20 protein-coding genes are annotated in these 21,767 nt (G+C 38.9%); all 20 read right to left on the bottom strand.

The features are described 5' to 3' along the window. Nucleotides 1–9: 9 nt before the first annotated feature. The 20 genes from ACIFSR_RS19120 to ACIFSR_RS19025 all read right to left on the bottom strand — a co-directional run bounded on the left by ACIFSR_RS19120 (nucleotide 10) and on the right by ACIFSR_RS19025 (nucleotide 21,702). Nucleotides 10–1,353, bottom strand: coding sequence for an FAD-binding oxidoreductase (locus ACIFSR_RS19120; protein WP_430059236.1), 1,344 nt, complete (start codon nucleotides 1,351–1,353; stop codon nucleotides 10–12). Nucleotides 1,354–1,684: 331 nt separating this feature from the next. Continuing rightward, nucleotides 1,685–2,314 (bottom strand): class I SAM-dependent methyltransferase, encoded by a 630-nt coding sequence (locus ACIFSR_RS19115; protein ID WP_430059235.1) that lies wholly within the window; start codon nucleotides 2,312–2,314, stop codon nucleotides 1,685–1,687. 47 nt (nucleotides 2,315–2,361) lie between these two features. After that, entirely contained in the window at nucleotides 2,362–4,977 is a 2,616-nt protein-coding gene (gene ppsA, locus ACIFSR_RS19110) for a phosphoenolpyruvate synthase (protein WP_430059233.1), read from the bottom strand. A 408-nt stretch (nucleotides 4,978–5,385) separates the two neighbouring features. After that, nucleotides 5,386–5,991: a dienelactone hydrolase family protein gene (locus ACIFSR_RS19105; RefSeq protein ID WP_339209252.1), complete on the bottom strand. Its 606-nt coding sequence runs from the start codon at nucleotides 5,989–5,991 to the stop codon at nucleotides 5,386–5,388. Between the two features lie 17 nt (nucleotides 5,992–6,008). Then, the gene (locus ACIFSR_RS19100) at nucleotides 6,009–6,791 is read right to left on the bottom strand and encodes a (S)-benzoin forming benzil reductase (RefSeq protein ID WP_339209254.1); all 783 of its coding nucleotides are present in this window, start codon (nucleotides 6,789–6,791) and stop codon (nucleotides 6,009–6,011) included. A 52-nt stretch (nucleotides 6,792–6,843) separates the two neighbouring features. After that, nucleotides 6,844–7,386, bottom strand: a complete 543-nt coding sequence (locus ACIFSR_RS19095) for a hypothetical protein (RefSeq protein ID WP_430059231.1) — start codon at nucleotides 7,384–7,386, stop codon at nucleotides 6,844–6,846. Between the two features lie 711 nt (nucleotides 7,387–8,097). Further along, nucleotides 8,098–8,409, bottom strand: a complete 312-nt coding sequence (locus tag ACIFSR_RS19090; protein ID WP_339209257.1) for an ArsR/SmtB family transcription factor — start codon at nucleotides 8,407–8,409, stop codon at nucleotides 8,098–8,100. A gap of 96 nt (nucleotides 8,410–8,505) precedes the next feature. After that, nucleotides 8,506–8,985: an SRPBCC family protein gene (locus tag ACIFSR_RS19085; protein ID WP_430059228.1), complete on the bottom strand. Its 480-nt coding sequence runs from the start codon at nucleotides 8,983–8,985 to the stop codon at nucleotides 8,506–8,508. A gap of 74 nt (nucleotides 8,986–9,059) precedes the next feature. Further along, complete coding sequence (locus tag ACIFSR_RS19080) at nucleotides 9,060–10,328, bottom strand: FAD-binding protein (protein ID WP_430059226.1); 1,269 nt, start codon at nucleotides 10,326–10,328, stop codon at nucleotides 9,060–9,062. 367 nt (nucleotides 10,329–10,695) lie between these two features. Next, on the bottom strand, nucleotides 10,696–11,181 hold the full coding sequence (locus tag ACIFSR_RS19075; RefSeq protein WP_430059224.1) for a DUF5412 family protein: 486 nt from the start codon (nucleotides 11,179–11,181) through the stop codon (nucleotides 10,696–10,698). Nucleotides 11,182–11,223: 42 nt separating this feature from the next. Then, nucleotides 11,224–12,345: a glycosyltransferase family 39 protein gene (locus ACIFSR_RS19070; protein WP_430059223.1), complete on the bottom strand. Its 1,122-nt coding sequence runs from the start codon at nucleotides 12,343–12,345 to the stop codon at nucleotides 11,224–11,226. Between the two features lie 369 nt (nucleotides 12,346–12,714). After that, nucleotides 12,715–13,161: a DinB family protein gene (locus tag ACIFSR_RS19065; protein ID WP_339209264.1), complete on the bottom strand. Its 447-nt coding sequence runs from the start codon at nucleotides 13,159–13,161 to the stop codon at nucleotides 12,715–12,717. Nucleotides 13,162–13,183: 22 nt separating this feature from the next. Continuing rightward, nucleotides 13,184–13,708, bottom strand: a complete 525-nt coding sequence (locus ACIFSR_RS19060; protein WP_430059221.1) for a GNAT family N-acetyltransferase — start codon at nucleotides 13,706–13,708, stop codon at nucleotides 13,184–13,186. A 290-nt stretch (nucleotides 13,709–13,998) separates the two neighbouring features. Then, entirely contained in the window at nucleotides 13,999–14,940 is a 942-nt protein-coding gene (locus ACIFSR_RS19055) for a hypothetical protein (protein WP_430059219.1), read from the bottom strand. 259 nt (nucleotides 14,941–15,199) lie between these two features. Next, nucleotides 15,200–16,270, bottom strand: coding sequence for a polysaccharide deacetylase family protein (locus tag ACIFSR_RS19050; protein WP_430059217.1), 1,071 nt, complete (start codon nucleotides 16,268–16,270; stop codon nucleotides 15,200–15,202). Nucleotides 16,271–16,715: 445 nt separating this feature from the next. Further along, on the bottom strand, nucleotides 16,716–17,300 hold the full coding sequence (locus ACIFSR_RS19045) for a hypothetical protein (RefSeq protein ID WP_339209269.1): 585 nt from the start codon (nucleotides 17,298–17,300) through the stop codon (nucleotides 16,716–16,718). A gap of 2 nt (nucleotides 17,301–17,302) precedes the next feature. After that, nucleotides 17,303–17,782: an RNA polymerase sigma factor gene (locus ACIFSR_RS19040; protein ID WP_339209271.1), complete on the bottom strand. Its 480-nt coding sequence runs from the start codon at nucleotides 17,780–17,782 to the stop codon at nucleotides 17,303–17,305. A 279-nt stretch (nucleotides 17,783–18,061) separates the two neighbouring features. After that, complete coding sequence (locus ACIFSR_RS19035) at nucleotides 18,062–19,561, bottom strand: malate:quinone oxidoreductase (protein ID WP_430059215.1); 1,500 nt, start codon at nucleotides 19,559–19,561, stop codon at nucleotides 18,062–18,064. Nucleotides 19,562–20,303: 742 nt separating this feature from the next. Beyond that, a complete protein-coding gene (locus tag ACIFSR_RS19030) occupies nucleotides 20,304–20,636 on the bottom strand; it encodes a hypothetical protein (protein ID WP_083681545.1) in 333 nt (110 codons plus the stop codon). A gap of 160 nt (nucleotides 20,637–20,796) precedes the next feature. Then, nucleotides 20,797–21,702, bottom strand: coding sequence for a GNAT family N-acetyltransferase (locus tag ACIFSR_RS19025; RefSeq protein ID WP_430059213.1), 906 nt, complete (start codon nucleotides 21,700–21,702; stop codon nucleotides 20,797–20,799). Nucleotides 21,703–21,767 lie beyond the last annotated feature (65 nt).

Below are 21,767 nucleotides of genomic sequence, written 5' to 3'. Positions count from 1 at the left end.
CATTCTCATTCAAGCCGGTGGAATACTTTGAGGATTGTTGAACACATTATTTGGATCATACTTAGCTTTTACTCTACGCAGCTTAGGAAAGTTTTTACCATAATAAACAGGACCAGAACATTTGATACCTTGGTCTGGTACATTGATATAGGAGCCTACGATATATGGCTGCAGCTTATGCCTTGTGTTCCGTGCTAAGGCAATATTTTTAGCGGCATGAGATGGCTTAACCCATGAGCTGTTCCATTCGACATAAAATTTAGCTTTACGCCAGTAAAATGCTGTGGCTTTAGGTGCGATACGGCTTATGGCACCTCCCCAGTTAAGGAAGAAGAAGCCGGCCGGAGTCCCTCCCTCAGCGTTTTCTAGAAACTCGCGCATAACTTTATAGGCTTTATCTGGAAAAGGACGTCTGCCGAAGCCGCTTGAAAACTGGTTGCTGAACTTTTGTGTCAGCACTGGATCAGGAGCTAACAAAAACTTTGTAGCTTCAATATATGGTAACAATCGGATGGTTTTTTTTGTAGGCGTCCCCACGCTTAGAATAGGCTCTAATTGACGCAGGGCTTCCGTTTTAGATCCAAGAAACAGACCGAGCATGCTAACATTTCCACCCTTTTTGGGCCCAACATTTAATTCGCTGCCCAATCTGGTGCTGGCATTAGGAGCCCAGACTTGCCATTTCTTTACGACTTTTTCGAACTGCTCCCATGGCCACGTTACGCTGAAGACGGTAGCTTTGGCTGGAGCACGCAGTACTTTGAATTTGTATTTTGTGTATACGCCAAAGTTACCGCCTCCTCCACCGCGGGAAGCCCATAGGAGATCGGAATTGCGTTTTTTATTTGCCCGGATTACTCTTCCCTTAGCGTCAACCATTTCTAGTCCGATGAGATTGTCGCTAATGAGGCCAGTCGTTCTTTGGAGCGGACCAATCCCTCCGCCAAGTGTAATTCCACCGATTCCAACCGAAGGACTATCACCAAACGGTGCGATAAAACCTTGTCTTGCCAATTTGTCTACGACTCTTCCTACCCGATTGCCTGACTCAACCACAACAGTTCTGCACTTTTTATTCAACTTGATTTTCTTCATTTCGCTAACATCGATGACAATGCCTCCGTTAACTTGAGAAAGGTTGGTCTCCAAGGCGTGCCGTCCACTTCTCGGGCGAATAGGAACATTATTTTTGCGAGCCCATCTTATAGCGTTTGCAACATCCTGTGTTCTTTGGGCAAAAACAAAAACTTTTGGAAATCTGTCGGTATGAGGATCCCAATTCTTACGAGCCGCTTCATAACCAGGGTTTCCCTTGAAAATCACTCGCCCCGTAAGTTTCGTTATTGATTTCATCTATCCAACTCCTTTATCCATTTCTCCCGCAATTTAGACAGTTGCCATGTATCGTATGGTGGGTTTAACCGGTTGGTATAGACTGCTGCTGATAAAGTTTATATAAATCAGAACTCGAAAGATCATGGTTTTCATTATTTGTCTTTACAAGTGCATGAATGTTGAACTGATATTTGTATTCCAAACTAAAAACAGTGACAGTCATGAACAAATAAATAATGTCCTAGACTGTCACTGTTTCAATGCACTAATGACTACTTTTTCGTACTCGGTGGAGTTCTATTTCCTTTAAGTTATGTTTTAGATAGTGTTGAAAAATATATGATTATGTTTACGATGTTTTCTTGCACTTTATAATTAAAAAATGGATTGGAGGTGCATTTTTCGTGTTTTTATTTGGCTCGTCAATTTCTGAAATCTTTACCAGTCCATATTTTTCAAAATCTTGTTTTATGGAATCATCATCATAAAAATACATTTTTACACCTTCCATTACCTCGAAATAGTCTTTAGCCAATTGTTTGCCCTTTCCGAACATTGGGGCTTTTTGTGAAACCGTTGTAAAAACCAAATATCCATTTGGCTTTAACTGATCATAACAATCTTGAATAAACTTTTCTCTCTCGCGATTATCCAATAAGTGAATAAGCGCATGACTGAATATACCATCATAGAGCTTGTTATCAAAGGGCATATCCGTTACTGAACCATGAAAAATACTTATATCAAGCCCGTTATCCTTCGCCAAATCAATCGCTGTATTTGAAATTTCTATACCTGTTACATTTATTCCATTGTCAATAAAAACCTTTGCATTTCTGCCATAACCAATACCTGGAATCAGAATGTCCTTAACATTCTTTTCAAGGAAAAAGTCCTTTGTTGCGATTGCGGAGTCGGTAGGTTCAAATCCCCACATCGTTTGTTTTTCTATAAAACTTGATTCCCAAAATTCCGTCATATCTCTATCTCCTTTATGACTTAAATTAAATGTTATCTTGCTAGCCATTACAATATTTCGATATACCCTTCAGTTCCATGTACACGTATTCGTTGTCCATCTTTTATTAATGTGGTAGCATTCTCCACCCCAACTACTGCTGGTAAGCCATACTCGCGCGCGATAACTGCCCCATGAGTCATCAGCCCACCAACTTCGGTAACTAGACCTTTAATGGATACAAACAATGGTGTCCAGCCTGGGTCAGTAAAGGAAGTGACTAAAATATCTCCATCTTCTAAATCAGCATCCTCCATACTTAAGATAACACGTGCTCGTCCCTCGATTACTCCAGAAGAAACAGGCAGACCTGCAATAGCATCGGTTGGGAGATTTTCTCGTTCATATTTCCCCGAAATGATTTCACCATCAGATGTAATAACACGTGGGGGAGTCAATTTTTCATATCGTTTGTATTCGGTTTTTCGATTGTTGATAATCTGGTAATCCAATATATTTGAGGCTACGATATCTCGAAGTTCTTCAAAAGAAAGATAGTATACATCTTCTTTTTCTTGAATAATGCCAGCTTGTACGAGCTGTTCGGCTTCTTTCAATAAAGCTTGCTTATATACGAAGTAGCGACTAATCATGCCGTACTTTGGATATTCACGATACCCGCTGAAATTTTGGATTAAGCTGATCATTTGTTTGGTCTCTGCGGCTTTGTGATTACCATCCGGCAATTGTTTTAATAGGTCTAATAACTCTTGTTCTTTTTCCAAAGCTTCCTGTCGCCCTTGTTCGAATTTTCGCTTGCCGGCATTAGGCTCAAAGTTTTTGATGTTACCTAGAATCATCGGGACAAGTGTAATTGGTTTTTCACTCCAACGAGTTTTTGTCATATCGATTTCACCGGCACATCGCATCCCATATTTGTCGAGATAAGCATAAATAGCGTCTTGGGTTGCCTTTCCACCATTAAGCTTAACCAGATCATCCAAAAAGTTATCTTCTCTTACATGTTGTAAATAATCAATTACTTCTTGATAAGGACGAATCACATCAGCGACATCCAAGAGTGCCAGACCCATTGTCGAAGTAATATTGTTTGGTACAGATTGCGAAAGCGTATCTGCTGCGTTTTTTTCACCTAACCACTTGTTCATTTTTTCATTAATCCATGATGAAGCATCCATGGCAGTCATAATTACAGCCGAACTTTGTGGGTTAAATAGAGTTTTCTTTAAATGCTGGATATCTTCTAAAATATAATCAAATAAATCTGATCCTGATTTCGTTTGGATGTTTTGTTTTAACTCTTCTATCGATGTTTGACTACTCTTAATTAAATCAGTAACGATTGTTGGGTTATTTTCGATTTGTGCTTGAATATCAGAAAACGTCTTACCTTTACTGCTCTTAATGGGACTAGGTAATTGTTTAACATCAGGTGTTGATTTTATAAAATCCTCTCGCTCTACGATAGTCATAAGCGCGTCTTTTATGAGGGGATCGGATTTTCCCAAGGCATCTATTACTATACTGCTACTGACAGGGGAAGCCAGGCTATGTGTGATATCAACAAACAACCTTCCACCAGCTGTTCGCATGGTTGCTGGGGTCGTTAACAGGTAGAAAGACAGTCCCAATGGTTTTATGGGGTCGGTCATCATTTGTTGATGACCAACAGAAACATAGACGTGATTTTCTTTATCATTCGCTTCAGGGATCGGGTATAAGGTTGTAATTGGACGACTCTGTACAATATAAAAAGCATCATCTACCAAACACCATTCGATATCTTGTGGACAACCAAAATAAGCTTCGATCTGTCTTCCGATGAGTGCCAATCGTAAAATTTGTTGTTCAGTAAGTGTTTGTGTATTCTGTAGTTCAGGATCGATTTGCTTTGTCTCAGTTCCTCCTTCTTTTAATCCATAGATAGCCACTTTTTTGGTTGCTATCCTTTTGTTGACGATTTCTCCTCCTTGTACGATATAACAATCGGCAGATACTAGGCCAGAAACCAACGCTTCTCCAAGTCCAAAGCTGGCATCGATGGAGAGCAGCTTTCGGTTAGAGCTGATCGGATCGGCGGTAAATAAAATGCCCGAAGCCTGTGGGAAAACCATCCTTTGAACGATAACGGATAAATAAACTTGACTGTGTTCAAATCCATTTTGCATACGGTATATTACCGCGCGATCCGTAAATAGAGATGCCCAACATTTACTGATATGCTGAATGATTGCTTCTTTGCCGATGATATTTAAATAGGTGTCATGCTGACCAGCAAAAGAAGCATGTGGTAAATCTTCAGCAGTCGCACTAGAACGTACGGCATAAGCATGTTCATCACCAAATTGTGAGAGATAGTGTGTAATTGCTTTCACAACTTCAGAAGGAATTTCTACCTCCATAATGATTTGTCGAATCTTTCTGCTGATTTCACCAATCTGGTCTCGATCTACTGCTTTTAACGTTGTAAGTTGATCCAACAATGCATGATACGTTTCGTTATGTTCGAAGGCTCTTTGATAAACCTCAGTTGTAACGCAAAATCCTACTGGTACTTGAATTTCTTCGATTTTTGATAATTCCCCTAAATTCAACCCTTTTCCTCCAACGAGTGAAAATTGCTTTTTTTCCATTTGCTGAAAACCGAGAACTAAAGTACTCATTCAATATCTCCCCTATCCAATAAACTGAGTAAAAGATTTGACAAGAGCTTAGCAGCATGATACAATGAAATTGTAAGATGTAACATTTATGTTTAAATCTATTTTTGAAGACGTGCAATGATTATATCATCGTGTTTGTTTATATGCAAATCTTTAGAACCTGATAATATCATCCAGGTTCTTTTTTGATTCCCCTCTAACATTATCGCATTAAAAAGCAGAGCTCGTGCCGAGCTCCGTCACTTCATATCACCTTCGGGTCCTAATAGGATAGGATTTGCTCTCTTCCACTCTATCGCCGCAATAATAAAAAAGTTACTGAAAAATTACCGATGATAGCTCTCTTAAAGTTAAACTCCGTTAACAGGAGTCTACAAACAACCAAGTGTATTGCTTCCTACGAGGGGATCAAAATCGTTCTATGTTATGGAAAAAGCCTACCATCTCAGAAAAGGCCTTCTGTGCGGATTGTTCATTGTATTTGTGAGAATACGGGTCACTGAAGCCGTGTTGTCCGCTAAATTTATGGATTTCATTCGCATCGTTTTTGCTTAAAATCGAAATTAAATCATCTACATGAAACGACAATTCTTCTTGCGGAAAAAATAGTATTGTTGGACATTTAGGCAGTAATTCCGTGTAGTTTCTAATGCGTGAACCATAGTATGCTGCTATCCCATCAACCTCTGGTTCCTCTGAACATAACCATGCAGCTGTTGCTCCTACGCTAAATCCGGCAAGAAAAACTTTTTTATAATTAGCCCTTTTGTCGAATACGAGCTGCTTAATTTGGTTCGATGCCTTAATAAAGCCTACATTTTCCATGAAATGACGATATGCAGTTTCCTCATTGGCATAGTCGAAAGGTACTTCTTGTACCAAAAGATTTGGACAAATAACATCAAAATCGTGATCCGCTAGTGATTGACAAATATGTTGCATATGACGGTTAATGCCATAAATTTCATGAATGACTATGATTAAAGTTTCAGAACCGTTAATTATGCTAATCATTATTTCAGCCGCCTTTGTTAAGTGTTTTTGTTTGGAGTGTCAACATGTTGTTGAAGCTTCGAATAGTCATAAATATCAACGATAGCACCATGTTCAAAATGCTCTGTAAACAAAAACGCTATTATTTGTTGTGCGGTTTCTTCTGGTGTCGTCAGCATGCCGGCATCTTTGGCCATTCCGAATAGCTGAGCAGATGGGAAAGCTGCTTGGTCTTGAGTTCTTGCTTCTTTTTGCAAATTCGTATCAATCATTCCTGGCCATATAGAAATAATACCGACTGGTGCTTGGGTGTGGCTTTGTTCAAGACCGACACATTGAGTGAATACGTCCAAACCTGCTTTGGAAGCCGAATATAGACTCATGCCAGGATGGTGATGTTTGGCTGAGGAGGATGATATATTTAAAATGCGCTTATTGCCTAAAAAGGTTTTCGTATGCTTCATAAATGTAGAAGTCAGTAAAATAGGTGCGAGCAGATTAACATGAATGTTTCCTGTGATTTCGTTAACAGCAGCCGAATCAATAAATGCAACAGGAGCGATCATAGAAGCATTGTTTATGAGATAAACCCCGTTGGCTCTAGACAGATCAATTTCTGAAAAAATTCGGTTCATTAACGCCTCGATTTGATCAATGTCGTGTAAATCAAATTCCAAATAGGTAATGTTCTTGCTTTTGTTTGTTAACGAATGATTTCTTTCGCGTGAAATACAAAATAAATAGTGCTCTGATGAGATAAGTTGCTCTGCAATAGCTTGTCCAATTCCTCTTGATGTGCCGGTTATTATAAAATAATTCATAATTACGCGCCTCCAATATTAAAGTTTTGAATTGGGAATTCAAAGATACTTTTTAATCAACTTCATCTAAATTAATATTTAATTCTATGGTCTTCCTTTCACTATTAATCGAAAATATGGTTTCAGTGTAAAGAATTTGATCTTCAGGTGTAATATTAATCATTTTGTCCTTATCGAAACTGTATACTTCATTCTTAGCTAATGACTTTGAGATACCAACAAAACTATAAATAATATCTGGGCGATTAGATCGCTCTCCGACGACTGCTCCAGTCAAAGGGTCGCCATGGATGATCCCAATGGAATTATCGCCTGTATTCACCAATTCGGTATGAATTTTAATTTTTGATGCTTCTTCTCTTTCCACTTTGACTCGAACTGTAATGGATTCGGACGAAACCTCCTTAATTATTGACTTGTTCTCTTTGCTTTGACATCCCATTACGAACAGAAGAAATATACATAATATGATAATAGGCTTCAAGTAGTTCAATCCTTTCTGCAAAAGCAAGAAATGAGACTCTAATTCCAACGCTCCATAATTGGGAAGAGAAAGCCGCTTAGGATTCCGGGTACGCAGTAGAAGTAATTCCATTCTAATTTGCCTACACAGAGGGAATAAATCATTGTGGAAATCATCAACCCGGTAAATGCGTGAGCAAGCATGGACGAAAATAATCTCCTTTTTTTAATTCTGAGTAACAGATCAATTAAATAAAAAGCAGGGCATAAGCACAAAAGAGTGAATATCCACAGAAATAATATCAAAAATGGCAGCAGATACACAAAGAACATCATATGGACCTCAATTAAGAAGCTCAGCGGATAAAAACACATAAGAATCAACGAAACGACCACTGCAACCCAGAAACTATTTAATGCAGCGTCATGAACTCTCTCCAACGGTGCTACATCCCCTTCATTCCAATTGAAATTTTCAAAATGAAAAATTTACTTTATGTTATTAGTTAGCATTATGAATAAATTATTCTAATTCTTAAGGATATGGAGCGGAAATTGCTAAAAAGTGTTATTGTTTCCTTAATTATATCCCCATTCCCGTCGTAATGAATAGTTCTATCATTAATAGTACCCCGTCATCCTTCTTGCTCTACTACTTGTTAAGATAAAAAAATAAGCAGGCCGCCGAAGCGTCTGCTCATCCACAATTATCATTGTTTTTAGCTTTCCGTTAGTTCAATAAAAATCTATTTTAGAATCTCTGTCTTCATCTATGGTGTAACATAGAAAAAGCCAGGATAATCTCCTGACTTTATCATGGTCAATGTAAGTTCTAATCAAGTATCTATTCTTCCTCTTGATCAAGGAAGGACTGGAGATCGTCAAGCTTGCTGGACCAGAAATGACGATATGACTCCAGCCACTTATCGACTTCTTGAAGCGGTTCTGGGCGTAAGGAATAGATGTTTTTTTGGGATACAGATCGTACCTCAACCAATCCAGCTTCTCGCAATACTCTTAGATGCTTGGAAACGCCCGGTTGACTCAATTGACACTTATCTACAAGTTCCCCAACTGAACGCTCGCGAATGCGCAATAGATCCAGCATAGACCGTCTGTGTGGTTCCGACAAAACTTCAAATATATTATTACTCATCACTTGGTCCTCTCCACTCGAATGCGCAACCGACAATGGATTTTAATTTGATGTGCTAATCGCTCCAAGAGCATCAGCATTGTCTTCCTTTACAACTCAATTCATTATCGAATCATATTTCTTGCGCAAGTCTTTAAAACGATCCGAAGGGAAGTCGACCTGCTTTTCATGAAGAATCATATCAATCATGTCTAGATGCACATGCCAGCCTGCCAGAAAATCAGCAACTTCAGCGGACTCGTAAAACGTATGAGTCAGGTGAAGATGGCATCCTTTATCATCGTCATGCAGCTCCCATCGAACCACTGATTCTCCTGAAGACTTCTCTATCCAAGTGTACTCGAGCTCATTTGGGGGATTGACAATAGTGAACTTTCCATGTACCAGATCCCCATTCTCCCAAAGAAATGTAATCTTTCCGTTAACGATCAAATCAAATTCAGCATGCGCAGTTAACCAATTGACAATCTGAGTGGGACTAGTTAACGCCCTCCATACTTTTTCTATCGGATGATTTAGATAACGCTCGAACCGAACCACACTTCTTCCTTCATATTGTAGAAGTTTACCGTCCATTCAATCCCCTCCAAAGTTATAATTTCCATATTGTATTATATACATTACCATTTGGTTATATAACTGTAAAGGAATTAACGCTTCTCCATAATGTAGTTTTTCAAGAAGTCGTTGCAAAACTTTCCTTGAGGGTCGTTTTGAAGTAGTAATTGCCGAAAGTCAGGTAACTTCTCATATAATGATTGAAGATGGGCAGGCGGCGTGGCAAACAGCTTTGCCCAATGTGGGCGAGCATGGAAAGGCGCAATTTGTTCCTCGATCATCGGAAGGATTTGTCGGACCGCTTCCCAATCCGCCTTCCATGTAAAGTGAAAAGCAACGGATTCCTGCTTATAACAAGGACTCATCCACAAATTGTCTTCTGCAATCGTACGAACTTCTGACACATAAAGATGTGGCGATATGAAATCACGTATCCGGTCAATCGCACATAGTGCTTGATAGGCATCTTTGCGCGGCACAAAATATTCACTCTGTAGTTCCTCTCCGGCACTTGGCGTGAAATCCATGCGGAAGTGCGGTAGTCTTTCATGCCATGGCCCCGGAAAACCAAGCTGCTCACTGCAATTCTCTGCAGAATAACCTGGCACTGGATGTCGTGGTACACTTGCGAGCTTGGCGCCAAAAAATTCGGATTCCACTTCAGCGTGTTCAAGATCTGGTAACTTACGCTTTTGCCAGACTTGATTGAATGTAGACGTTTTCCAATCCGTAAAAAGACTAACACTATAAGCGCTAGAGAATATTTCGTCAAAATGATCTTTAAGTTGAACTAAAGGCAAATGATCAAATACATATTGACTCATCTGGAATGTGGGGATTATATCTAGAGTGATTTTCGTAATTACCCCGAGCCCTCCAAGCCCCACTACCGCACCAGCAAAGAGCCCATCTTGTTGATCACGGGAGAATACGACCTTATTTCCATCTGCTTTGACAACTTCCATGGAATGAATCGCCGAAGCAAGATTAGCATTCTGGTCACCGGAACCATGTGTGGCCGTTTGGCATGCGCCTGCTATTGTAATATGGGGCAACGAAGCCAAGTTGTGCAAAGCATAACCGAATTCATACAGATATTGACACAGATCTCCGTATCTAATCCCTCCCTCGACTGTAACCTTATTGTGTTTAGTATCTAATGCAAGGATTCGGTTAAACTTTTGTAGAGAAATTAGGTTCTCGTTACAATCAGCGATTCCATTGAACGAATGACGAGTGCCAAGTGTCTTAATTCGATTGCTACGTGCTACTATTTCTTGTATTTGCTCCAATGTTTCCGGAACATGGAGTTCGGATGCGCTATACCTATAGTTACCTGCCCAATTTCGATTATTTTCCATAAACATATACCCCCACTACATCTGATGAAAGATTTGTCAAAAATATCGATATGTTATAAAAATATTCTATATATTTTGGAAGTATCCTGCACGGAGAATAGTTCTGGTGAACATTACATCAAATACCACTGCAATGACCCTTAGGTCTCTTATGCTATCTCTTATGCTTAATAGCAGCTATAGAAAAAACTAAAGGTACAGCTCCTCATATTTTTAGAGGTGCTGTACCTTTTCTCATAATAATTTGAGCTTTAAGCATTGGTGTACCGTTTGCAACATGAAGTATGCTAAATGCTAAAACCATAATTAATCAAGCCAATGTATCTTAACAATCGTAATTTCAAATTGTAGAGTTCCGTGTCTCTTTTCAGAAACCAATCATTTTAAGAATTAATGGCACCTGAATGTCATCGGCCTTATAACAATTTTCAAACTTTCCTTTTAACAATAGACTTCGACATGCTGCTCCAGATTCTTCATAAATATCGGACTTCACATTTAACTCTATATTCCTATGGTCATTATATTCCGGACTTTCATTCTTAATTTTAAGAACTTCTGCGGATTTCCAATTCATAGAAAAAACGTCTTTATGATTGCTTGAATAAATCGTTTTTTTCTTGCCCGTTTGGGTTTCTTCAACCTCGACAATATACAAAACGTCACCTGCTGCGCCACCATAAGGGATATAATATGCACTTGCATTATAATCACCATTCGGAGATTTGGTCGGACCACTAAATATGACAGCATTATTATTAAGAGCTTGAAAACTATAAAAATATCTATTATATCCTATTAATAATAAAATACTGATTGCTATAAATAGCATGAAAGCATATCTTTTTTTCATAAAGCCTCCCATCCATTTCGATTCCCGTGTGTGTTGAAGCCTTTAAAGGTTGGCAGTGACATTATTTTTCACACTCGTACTTTGATACTTTGCAATCGCCCAGTCGATAAAAAAACCTGCGCTCATAAAGAAAAGAAACACATTTGGGTAACCATACCTATTGAATGCGACAAAGGGAATATAGATCACAGTAAAGTAAGCCAATGAAAGTAATAAAAACAAATAAGCAATCTCCTTTTGCCGGAAGGCTCGCTTAAGCGTAATCAGTAAACCTGCTGCTCCCAATAGCATAAATACGACATGATAGATGCCCGCGATCCAAATATTTACACCAAATACCGTTTTCCAATAATAAGGAGCCGCATATAATCCAAATACTTTATCAATCGTATACCATTTCAAGTATTTTAATGGTTGATTTTTAAAGCCGAAGCTTACAATTTTTTGTGCCGTTTCGGCTTGAGCAGAGTCTGAGCCTGCAAATAGATTTTCACTGATGCCCTCGTATTCTAGATGGGTGTCGAAGAAGGCCTTTGAAGGTGCCTCGTTGTTAATAAGAGCGCCTAATAACATCGGATTGCCTGCTGACTGTGTGAATGGAATGAATTTATCAAATGTGACGTAATTCCGTATCCACCATGGAGATAGCAAAAGGATCATCGTTAACGAAATAACTGCAGTATACTTCACTAAAATTTTCCGAGATATCTTTTGCACAAGCCATAAAATGAACCAGACAACGGGAAAAAGCACCGCATGCGGTTTGAAATAACATGCTAGCCCAACAATAGCTGCCGAAATAATATAATACCTCGTTTCCTGTCTCCTTAAAGCAAGAAGGCTAAAGCAAATAAGCAATATGAACAGCGTGCGGAACATTGTCTCCGACAAAATGGCGCCTGAAGAAAAATAATCGGGCAAATAAAGTGCAGTTGCGATGCTGGCTATTATAGCAGCTCTACTATTAAACAGCTGATTAGCCGCAATAAAAATCAAATAAATCGAGAACGCCTGCAGGGCTGCCATTAGGACTCGGAATGCCACAACCCCTCCATCTCCTTGTCCGAAGATGAGCATGAGACCAGCCAGTACAACTGGCATTCCTGGCATGATGAAAGCAGACGGCTCATCGCCGCTGTTATAAGCAATCGTGTGCTTATTCAATAAAATTTTAGCGCTATTTATATATTTGACGTCGTCATTATTTTGTTTATTATATGACCCAATGAGAAAGTGATCGCCATACAACAGAACAGATGCGGTGCTAATCGAAAAAACGAGAATGATAATAATGAATAAAGTATTGCGCATAGGACGAGAGACATGATTAAGCTTAAACAGGATTTACACACCTTTCTCTTACAAATACGAGGGGTACAGACCTTCTTCATCATATATCACTATGACCAAGTATTGGAGCCATACGATCCTTTGTATTAATAAATAATAAAGAGCAGCTGCCATGGCAAACTGCTCCAGAACTAAAGTATAACTATCGTTTACCCTTAATTCAAACAGTAACTATTGATATTTCTATCTCACAAAATTAATATAATCAATGTTGACGGGTTCAAAACCATTTGCTCGAATTCGTAAATTAATTTGTCCTCGATGATACTGACCATGTAGTGCTACATGAGTTAAAATATCTCGTGTGGAAGTTACAAACTCTTTACCTTTACTGTTTGAATATGATACTAAGTTATCTAAGTCAGCGTATGTGAGTTCAGTGAGAATATTTTTGAAGCTTTCTTCATTTTGTTTAATAAGTTTTGCACAGGATTCTAGATCACCATCTGACCAGATAGGCATTTGTGAACTGTCCATCCCTCTTATTCTTGCAATCCAAACTTGTTCGGCATTTAGAATATGAGAAAATAACCGCACCAGTTGATCCTCGTTTTCTACATTTTGCAAAGTTTCTAGAATACGTTGATTTGCCCAGTTTAGATGTTCATACATCTTTTGAATTGTTTTCATTGATTCCATCCTTTCATTAACTTCACTTTATCAAAGAGTAAATGTTTGTATCATAGGCAACACCATTTTGATACATATAGTTTTTCAAAATCCCTTCTTTTTCAAAACCTAGTTTTGTTAATAATTGATTGGATTTTTTATTTTCAATAAAAACAATCGCGCCAATACGAGTTAACCCAAGTTCGCTAAAACCATATGTTATAACTTTTGAAATGGCTTCTGTTGCATATCCATTTCCCCAATAATCAGGATGAAGCTCATAGCCTATCTCAGCTCTCTTATGTTTTAAAGACAAAACATTAAAACCGATGGTCCCGATCATTTCTTTTTTACCTTTTATTTCAATGCCCCATCGAATGCCTCGATTTTCTTGGTAGCTTTGAGCGAAAAACGCAATGAACGGTTCTGCTTGTTCGATATTTGTTAACGTATCTTGTCCATAATATCGTGTCACATCATGATTGGAAAAGCAACGAAAGATGCTATGAGCATCTTCTTTAACGATTTCTCTCAATTGCAATCTTTCTGTCTCTAGAATCGGAAACACTTAATCACTCCATTTTTATAATTTTAATATGTATTCCTATTAGATGGTTAACGCAACAGTGATTCCGCTTGCTTCGGATAATATTCAAAAAACAAATACTTCCAATCATTCATGAAGTCACTTTGATAAATTCTATTGTAGAAGCAAATCTGTTCATTCCAGAAATCTACAGCGTTGCATTTGTATTTACCTAAAATGAATGATGGATAATTATACATCTTCTCAAAAATGATAATCACCTGCTTAGTAGGAAATCAATAATTTCGAGTCCTTTGAGAACGGCCGGTACTTCACAAAATGAGCCTATCCAGACCAATTGCACTAATTAAAAGCCGCTCTTTCCTGCTGCCTAACATACTTTGTGTCCAATCTACAAAACCGCCATCGCCAATAAAATACTCCGTTTCGCCTATTACTGTCTTCAATGTGAATTGTAATCCTTTGTAATACTGGTTTTCCATATTCGGCTCACCTGTACTTACCGACATATTCATTGACAATTCATTTCCGTGTTTTATAATCCTTGAGACTAAGCCAGCCGAATCTTTGTAACCACTGCGTTCACTTAAAATGATCTCAATGTCAGATCCAAACAGCGTTTTAAAAATACTTTGGTACACTTTTATATGCTCCCATAATGATTGTTTTTCGAAGCTATAGGAACCTTCATCTAATCCAGACGACACCATACAAAATAAATGGAAATGAGGCAGCATCCCTGGAGCATCTCCAAAGAATTGCGCTCGGACATGCCTATGGGTTGTACAGAAGCGAATAAAATTATCTCTCTTATCATTGGAATCATTTGATTTAAGTAATTTACTGATGTGCAGGGATAAAAGATTGGTTGCATCTGATACAACCTCCGTTCCTCTTAAAGCGGAAATTGCTTTGTTTTGATCAACTGTTCCTAGCACAGAAGCACAGCCCAATGGCGCTACGGGAGATAATTGAATAGGTGAAAAAGAATGTTTTGAAGCAATATCTAAAACATCCAACTCCAACCTCTTAAGCAATAGCACATCGACGTCAGCTGGGTGTACAAAACGGTTATTCTTGTATCGTTTAAGTAGATCATTTGGAGAAGATGTTTTTGTTTTCTCACTGAATACTTTTAAGAGAAGTGAATTCAAGTCACTGGAGGATATCCGATCAACTAAAAGATTAATTAAATCAGCTTGATCAAGTTTTCGCAGTATTCTTTCAAGATCGGCTGTAAGGGTAGGTTCCATTAACTTCACTCTCCTTGACCTCATTCTATTGGTTATTAATGGATAATTATATGGGGTGACATTACTTTAGGTCAAGAACTAAACCAATATAATAAATGATCAATCTTTTAGCTTGAAAAATGACGTAAAGTTTTCTTCTGTATTTCAACAGGGCTACTCACAAAAATCCCGACGGAGAAGATCCCGCCGGGATTTAGTGGAACATACGATTTGAATTTAAATCAATAACTAAATCGTATCCTTTACTGGTTCGAGTTATTTACTGAATTTCCAAATAATCAATGTAAACATCCCATGTCCCGTTATCGGAGGTGCAAACGAGCTCAATTTCTTGATTACCGGTTTCATGGCTGACATTGCTTATGGTATAGACTGCGGGACTACTGCCTCCGAAGTAGAAGGTCCCTTTCGTCACCCCGCCTATTTTCAAGTCAACTCTGGCCATATTGGAATTATTTGAAGCACCACGGAGTGCGAAACTATGAGTTCCGCTCGTGAAATTCTGTGTGTATTTGACCAAATCATTGTTGGCGTATAAAGCAACACCAGAGAACGGCGAGCTAATATTTCCGGTGTACTGACCAGCTTTGGTCATGCTTTCGGCTTCCTTTTTTGTACTTGTGCTTGGAGGAGTAGTTGTACCGCCACCGTCAGGCGCAACCGCTCGGCCGGTGCTTGTTGAAATCATACCAGGGCAAAGTCCACGGCTCTTAAGGTTCTGAGCAATCTGGGGAATCGCTTGGAGCGTAGTCTGGTATTGATCATGCATCAGGATGACATCGCCGTTCTGCAGTCTGCCCGCAGCGGCTACGATCTGTGCGGTGGTGGCGCCATTCCAGTCCTGTGAGTCAACGTTCCACAGTACCTCGGTTAGACCATTTTGACTCTCGATTGACCTCAACGTTGCGTTAGTTTCGCCGTACGGCGGGCGGAACAATTTTGGTGCAGTTCCGGTAGCTGACTGAATCGCTTGTTGTGTCCGCGTAATCTCCGATGACATCTGCGAGCTGCTCAATGTTGTCATGTGAGGATGTGTATAAGAGTGGTTTCCAACCCACATGCCCGCATTCACTTGATCCCGCACGAGTGACGGGTTATTTTGTGCGTTTTGCCCAAGGTTGAACATCGTTGCACGCAAACCGGCCTGCTTCAGAGCATTGAGCAGTGATGTAGTGTTACTGGCATTTGGGCCATCGTCGTATGTCAGACCTACATATCCATTCGGGCAGTTGGCATCGGCTGCACTGGCAATAGGCATTATCGGGGTGGAGAACAACGAACTGAAGATTGCTAGGGCCGCTGCCCCTTTTATTAGTTTTGCTTTGAACATGGTAGTACCTCCTCGTATTAAAATACGAGTATAGTTGTTCGCGTCACTCCGTACCGATTAACTCTCTTTACTAGATTTTTTTTGGGGGGTACTGAATTTCTAAATAGTCTAGGTAAGCGTCCCATGTCCCGTCATCGGAGGTTGCAATTATTTCATCGGTATTCCTCCTCTTTTTTAAAATTGCATTTAGTCGCACATGATGCTGTACAGCCTGCAATAGGCTACTCGAGCCTCACTTCCTTCCATATATTAACTTGAGAGCGATTACAGTAATTATCTTAACAAACGTTTATTAATCGTTTACCTGTAAGAATTTATTTCCTACTGTAAAAAACTTAGTTTTTTTGATCGGTCTTTTTTTGATTTATGATCGTCTATTTTATATAATGCTAGCAAAAAACCGCATCCATAGGAGGATGCGGTTAGTATGCTAACAGCTGCTAAATCAAAAATTATTGAAAATGACGTCGGCTGTTACCTTTCCGCTCGTGACGTCTTCCGAGGTGAAGCCAGATACCGTGTTGCCCACTTTAAATTCCTTGCTTACCAGCTGCTCTGAAATATCAGGAGCTGTTGGGCCTGTTATGCCGTAAGTCGTTTTTTCCGTAACTGTCACCCACAATTCGCCAATTCGAAAGCTTTGGCCGTCGGTACTTACCTCATCAATTACACCATCAATGTTTACCCTGTGTTTTGCTGAGGTCGCCGGTCCAGGACCATTATTCTCAATGGTGTCGCTTGGATTTTTCGTGACCGCACCAGGAGAAGTACTGCCTGCGTCTTGGTTTACTGCATAAATGCTCAGAGTCAATACCGCACAAGCCGCAATGCTGGTTGCCCAGATCATCACTTTGTTTTTCTTTACTTTAGAATGAACTGTTTTCATAGGAATCTCTCCATTTCGTATGTTGTTATTATTGTTGTCGATTTGTTTGTGCTTCTCCAGGCTTAAGCGTTCAAGTGTACGTTCTTGAAAGTCTTCACTTATTTTCACTTTAGACATGGCCGATTTATAACTTGTTTTTTTCATTCTCACAAATCACCGCCTATAACTTCTTTAAGCTGTTTACGCCCTCGAGCGAGCCAAGTACCTACCGTCGCAGGTTTGGCATGAAGTATATCCGCTATTTCATCCAAGGAATAACCTTCGTAATAATGCAAATGGATCGGGACCCGATATTTTTTATCCAATGATAATACTGCCTGCATGACCATGTATTCATCCTTCGGTAGGTTAGACAGGTTGTCCGGTATGGGGTTTCGACTCTTAAACCACCCCGTCTTGAGCAAGTTTTTACATTTATTGATCGTTGTACGGATTAACCAGGCTTTCTCATGTTCATCACTATCAAAGACGGGGGATTTTTGGAGATAGGCTAGAAATACTTCTTGCGCTACTTCCTCCGCGTCAGCAATATTTTTGAGATAAGCAAAAGCTATCTTGACCAGGCTGTCGGAATAGTTGACCACGGCTTTGCGGACGGATTCATTGAGCTCATATGAATCGTTCACTTGATGTCCCCCTTTCACTAGTAATACAATCGAGCAGCCCGTTATTTTTCACGCTGTAAAAAAAAATTGGGACAATTGCTTTAAAAGGGAGCAAAAAGTTTTTTATTAGTATGTCCTCTCACCAAAAACGGTAACATGCAAGCAATATTAACTGCAGCACCTGTAAATTCAATAAAAAAAGAACCTTCAATCTATAACTAGATCAAAGGTTCAATATTTATTTTAATGAAATTAAATAATTCACTACATCCATATTCATTTGATTTTACATCAGAAAAACTAACTAAAAGCCAGTTCTTTTTCACTCAGGCCTAGTGAGTCAGCTGTAGAAGTATGAATTTCGTGCAGAAGCTCTGGATTTTCCATTAATGAAACGCCATAAGAAGGAATCATTTCTTTAATTTTTGGTTCCCACTCTTTGATGTGTTGAGGGAAACATTTTTTAAATACTTCAAGCATAACGTGAACAGCAGTAGAAGCACCTGGCGAAGCGCCTAGTAATGCTGCAATCGAACCATCAGCAGCCGTTATAACTTCCGTACCAAATTGAAGTGTTCCTCTGCCGCCAGCTTCAGTATCTTTGATTACTTGCACACGCTGACCAGCTGCTACTAAATCCCAGTCTTCCGTTTTGGCGTTAGGGATAAACTCGCGCAACTCATCCATGCGCTTTTCTTTGGATAGCATAACTTGCTCAATCAGATATTTTGTCAATGACATATTTTTTGCACCTGCGGATAACATTGTGATGAGATTATCCGGTTTTACGGAAGTGACCAAATCAAACATTGAACCGGTTTTCAAAAACTTAGGTGAGAATCCGGCAAATGGACCAAACAGCAAAGATTTTTTATTGTCGATAAATCTTGTATCCAAATGTGGAACCGACATTGGAGGAGCTCCAACTTTGGCTTTGCCGTAAACTTTTGCATGATGCTGTGCCACAACATTCGGATTATTACAAACCATAAATATTCCGCTTACTGGGAATCCGCCAATATGTCTACCTTCAGGAATACCGGATTTTTGCAATAAATGCAGGCTTCCGCCTCCGCCTCCGATAAAGACAAATTTTGCAGTATGCCGTTCGACGTTGCCGCTGCCATTACGTACTTTCAATTCCCACGAGCCGTCGCTAGCACGTTTAATATTATCAACGCTATGTTTGTATTTGAGATCAACGTTTTTACTTTTTAAGTGATCAAACAGAATGCGCGTTAAAGCACCAAAGTTGACATCCGTGCCAGAGTCAATTTTGGTTGCTGCTATAGCTTCATTTGATTTACGATCTTTTATAATAAGTGGGATCCATTCCATCAATTTTGTAGGGTTATCGGAAAATTCCATCCCTTTAAACAATGGATTAGTAGACATGGCTTCAAAACGTTTCTTTAGAAACGTTACATTTTGTTCTCCTTGGACCATACTCATATGAGGTATTGGCATAATAAAGTCTTGCGGATTACGAATTAGCTTACTATTTACAAGGTAAGACCAAAACTGCATGGAAAGCTGGAACTGTTCATTAATTTGAATCGCTTTGCTAATATCTACAGATCCGTCTGGCTTATTTACAGTGTAGTTAAGCTCGCACAGTGCTGCATGCCCTGTTCCTGCATTATTCCACTCGTTAGAGCTTTCTTCTCCAGCACTTTCGAGCTTCTCAAACACGGTAATTTTCCATTCCGGTACCAATTCTTTCAGAAGTGTCCCTAAAGTCGCACTCATGATTCCGGCACCAATCAAGATGACGTCTGTTTTATTTTCTCCGTTGCTCATTTTTACCATCCTTATATCCTAAAATTTGCATAAAGCATGTAGGCGCTTCTGTATAGGCGTTACACTAAGCCAATGCTCGACCCAGTCACACACCTTTTCTGTTTCAATTAAAACCATATCATATTGTTTTGTAATTGATTATAGATTAAATGATCTGTGATTATCAGATAATTATAAGCTATTTGAAAGCTGGTGAAAAGTGAAAAGTCCGTTTACAAGGCTCTAGGAACACACAAAGCAAAGGCAATAACAAAGCTTAATGCATCGATTGAAGCTTTTGTTTGCCGCTATGTGTTACTAGCATCATTACATTTTTTCCGATACTTGCGGTATGGTTCACTGTATTTGATGTTAAACTAAACTTCTATTAGTTTCAATCTAAACGTTGCTACTTCTCTGCTTCTGAGATTTTCAAGTATACAAATTGTGAATAATCTGCAACGTTTATATGAAGGAGTAGATATATTTCACAAAGTTGTTCAGCTTCCCCATTAAATTCCTTTAGAATTTCAACAATTTATATTCATATCTTATTGAGGCTGGAGCCTTTTTGACAACAGTTAAGGTAATTTTCTGTTTGTTTTGCCTGTCTGCCGTATTCTGTATGTATTGTATATGTATTTAAGAAGAAAACATCTCTTGTTTCAGTTTTTGTAATCTTGAAAACAAGCGAAAGACCCGTAAGACAGCCGCTTCATTTGCGAAGCGTGGGCTCTTACGGGTCTTCTTTAATATTTAAGGACTATTTTTTGGAACGTTTTTTGGAAGATATTTTAGCACGTTTTCTGCGTTTTAAGCCTGAAACCATGACATTTTTCTCAGATTGCGTGTAATAATGCTGATAGACAGGACAACAATGATGCTTCTTCACCGTTTCAATATTTTGAATAACATTTACAAGCTGCGGATGGTAGATGTCCTCATATTGCGTAATTGGAGGATCATAAATCGTTTGTGTTGGACAATCTGGACAAAAGTTAGCCGAATTCGCACCTTCTACCATACCCATGTTACTGCCCATATTACTACCCATGTTCATGTTATTACTCATGTTATTATAATCGTTACGGTTCACAGAATTATCTCCTTCCTGTTTTGGAATACACCATATTGTATTCTCAAGAAGACAAAACGACCTGTACGATTGACATGGAAGACGATAGCCTACGCTGTTCCTACAGGATGTAGAGCATGATATTTACCTTGTACTGATAATGTTTGAAAAAAGTGTTTCATTATGAATGAGAAGTTAATGGAAACAAAATATGTTCTGCTCTATCTTCAAATGAAGGACGAACAAACAATGTGTCCTCACTCTGTGCTAATAACTCGACATGAATGTTTTCATTATCGTAATCGGGTATAAAGTGAAAATGAATAATCTCCGTATCGGCAGTAACAAGGCTGTTCAAAATAACATCATAATCAACTTTTTGAACACTGATGACATCATAAAGATGAAGTTGTTTATCCTCATGCTTAAAAATAACAATGGCATCAACTTCCTCGACATAATAAATCGCATCATTGAATGCTAAGATAAAATAAAACAGCAATAGATGTTCATTGTTTTTCACACCCATTATAGGGGATACAGGTATTCTTTCCTTAGCAAACTGCTCCATCAACCGATAATCATTGGCGTTATTCGTATGTAGCTTGCGGTAGGAACGGATTGCTTCTGGTTTTAATTCTAAACCTAAAATGTTTAAAGTAAAACTACTTTCTTGCGTTTTTCTAAACCCAAATCTAGGATAATAGTCTAGAACCGAGTCATTAGCGAACAAGTAGATAAAGTCATATTCTTGTTCATATTTCTCGATAATATGGTTCATCAGTTTGCCTGATAATCCTTGATTTCGAAAGTCGGGATGCGTCATAACGGTACCGATTTGAATGGCTTTATACTCTTCACTGTTACATATAACCGTCATTTTGCTTGCTGAGGCATTGGCAATGACTTTACCTTTATCGAGAAAGGAATAACATATATAATTTTCGTTCCAGCCCTCTTTTTCATACCATTTTTCGAAATCAAGTCCAAATACCATTTTAGCCAATTCATTAAAGCTTTCTTTGTAGGTTGAAATGTCTTTATAGTCACTTATGAATTGGTAATTAGTCATATTAACCTCGCTCACTTTACTTCTCCCCTTCATTCTCATCAACTTTTGCTGACTGCTTCAAACACCATTAAAAAGTAACA

The sequence above is a fragment of the Paenibacillus sp. NRS-1760 genome (assembly GCF_050467785.1).
Taxonomy (GTDB): domain Bacteria; phylum Bacillota; class Bacilli; order Paenibacillales; family Paenibacillaceae; genus Pristimantibacillus.
This window is presented reverse-complemented; position numbering and strand designations above follow the sequence as displayed.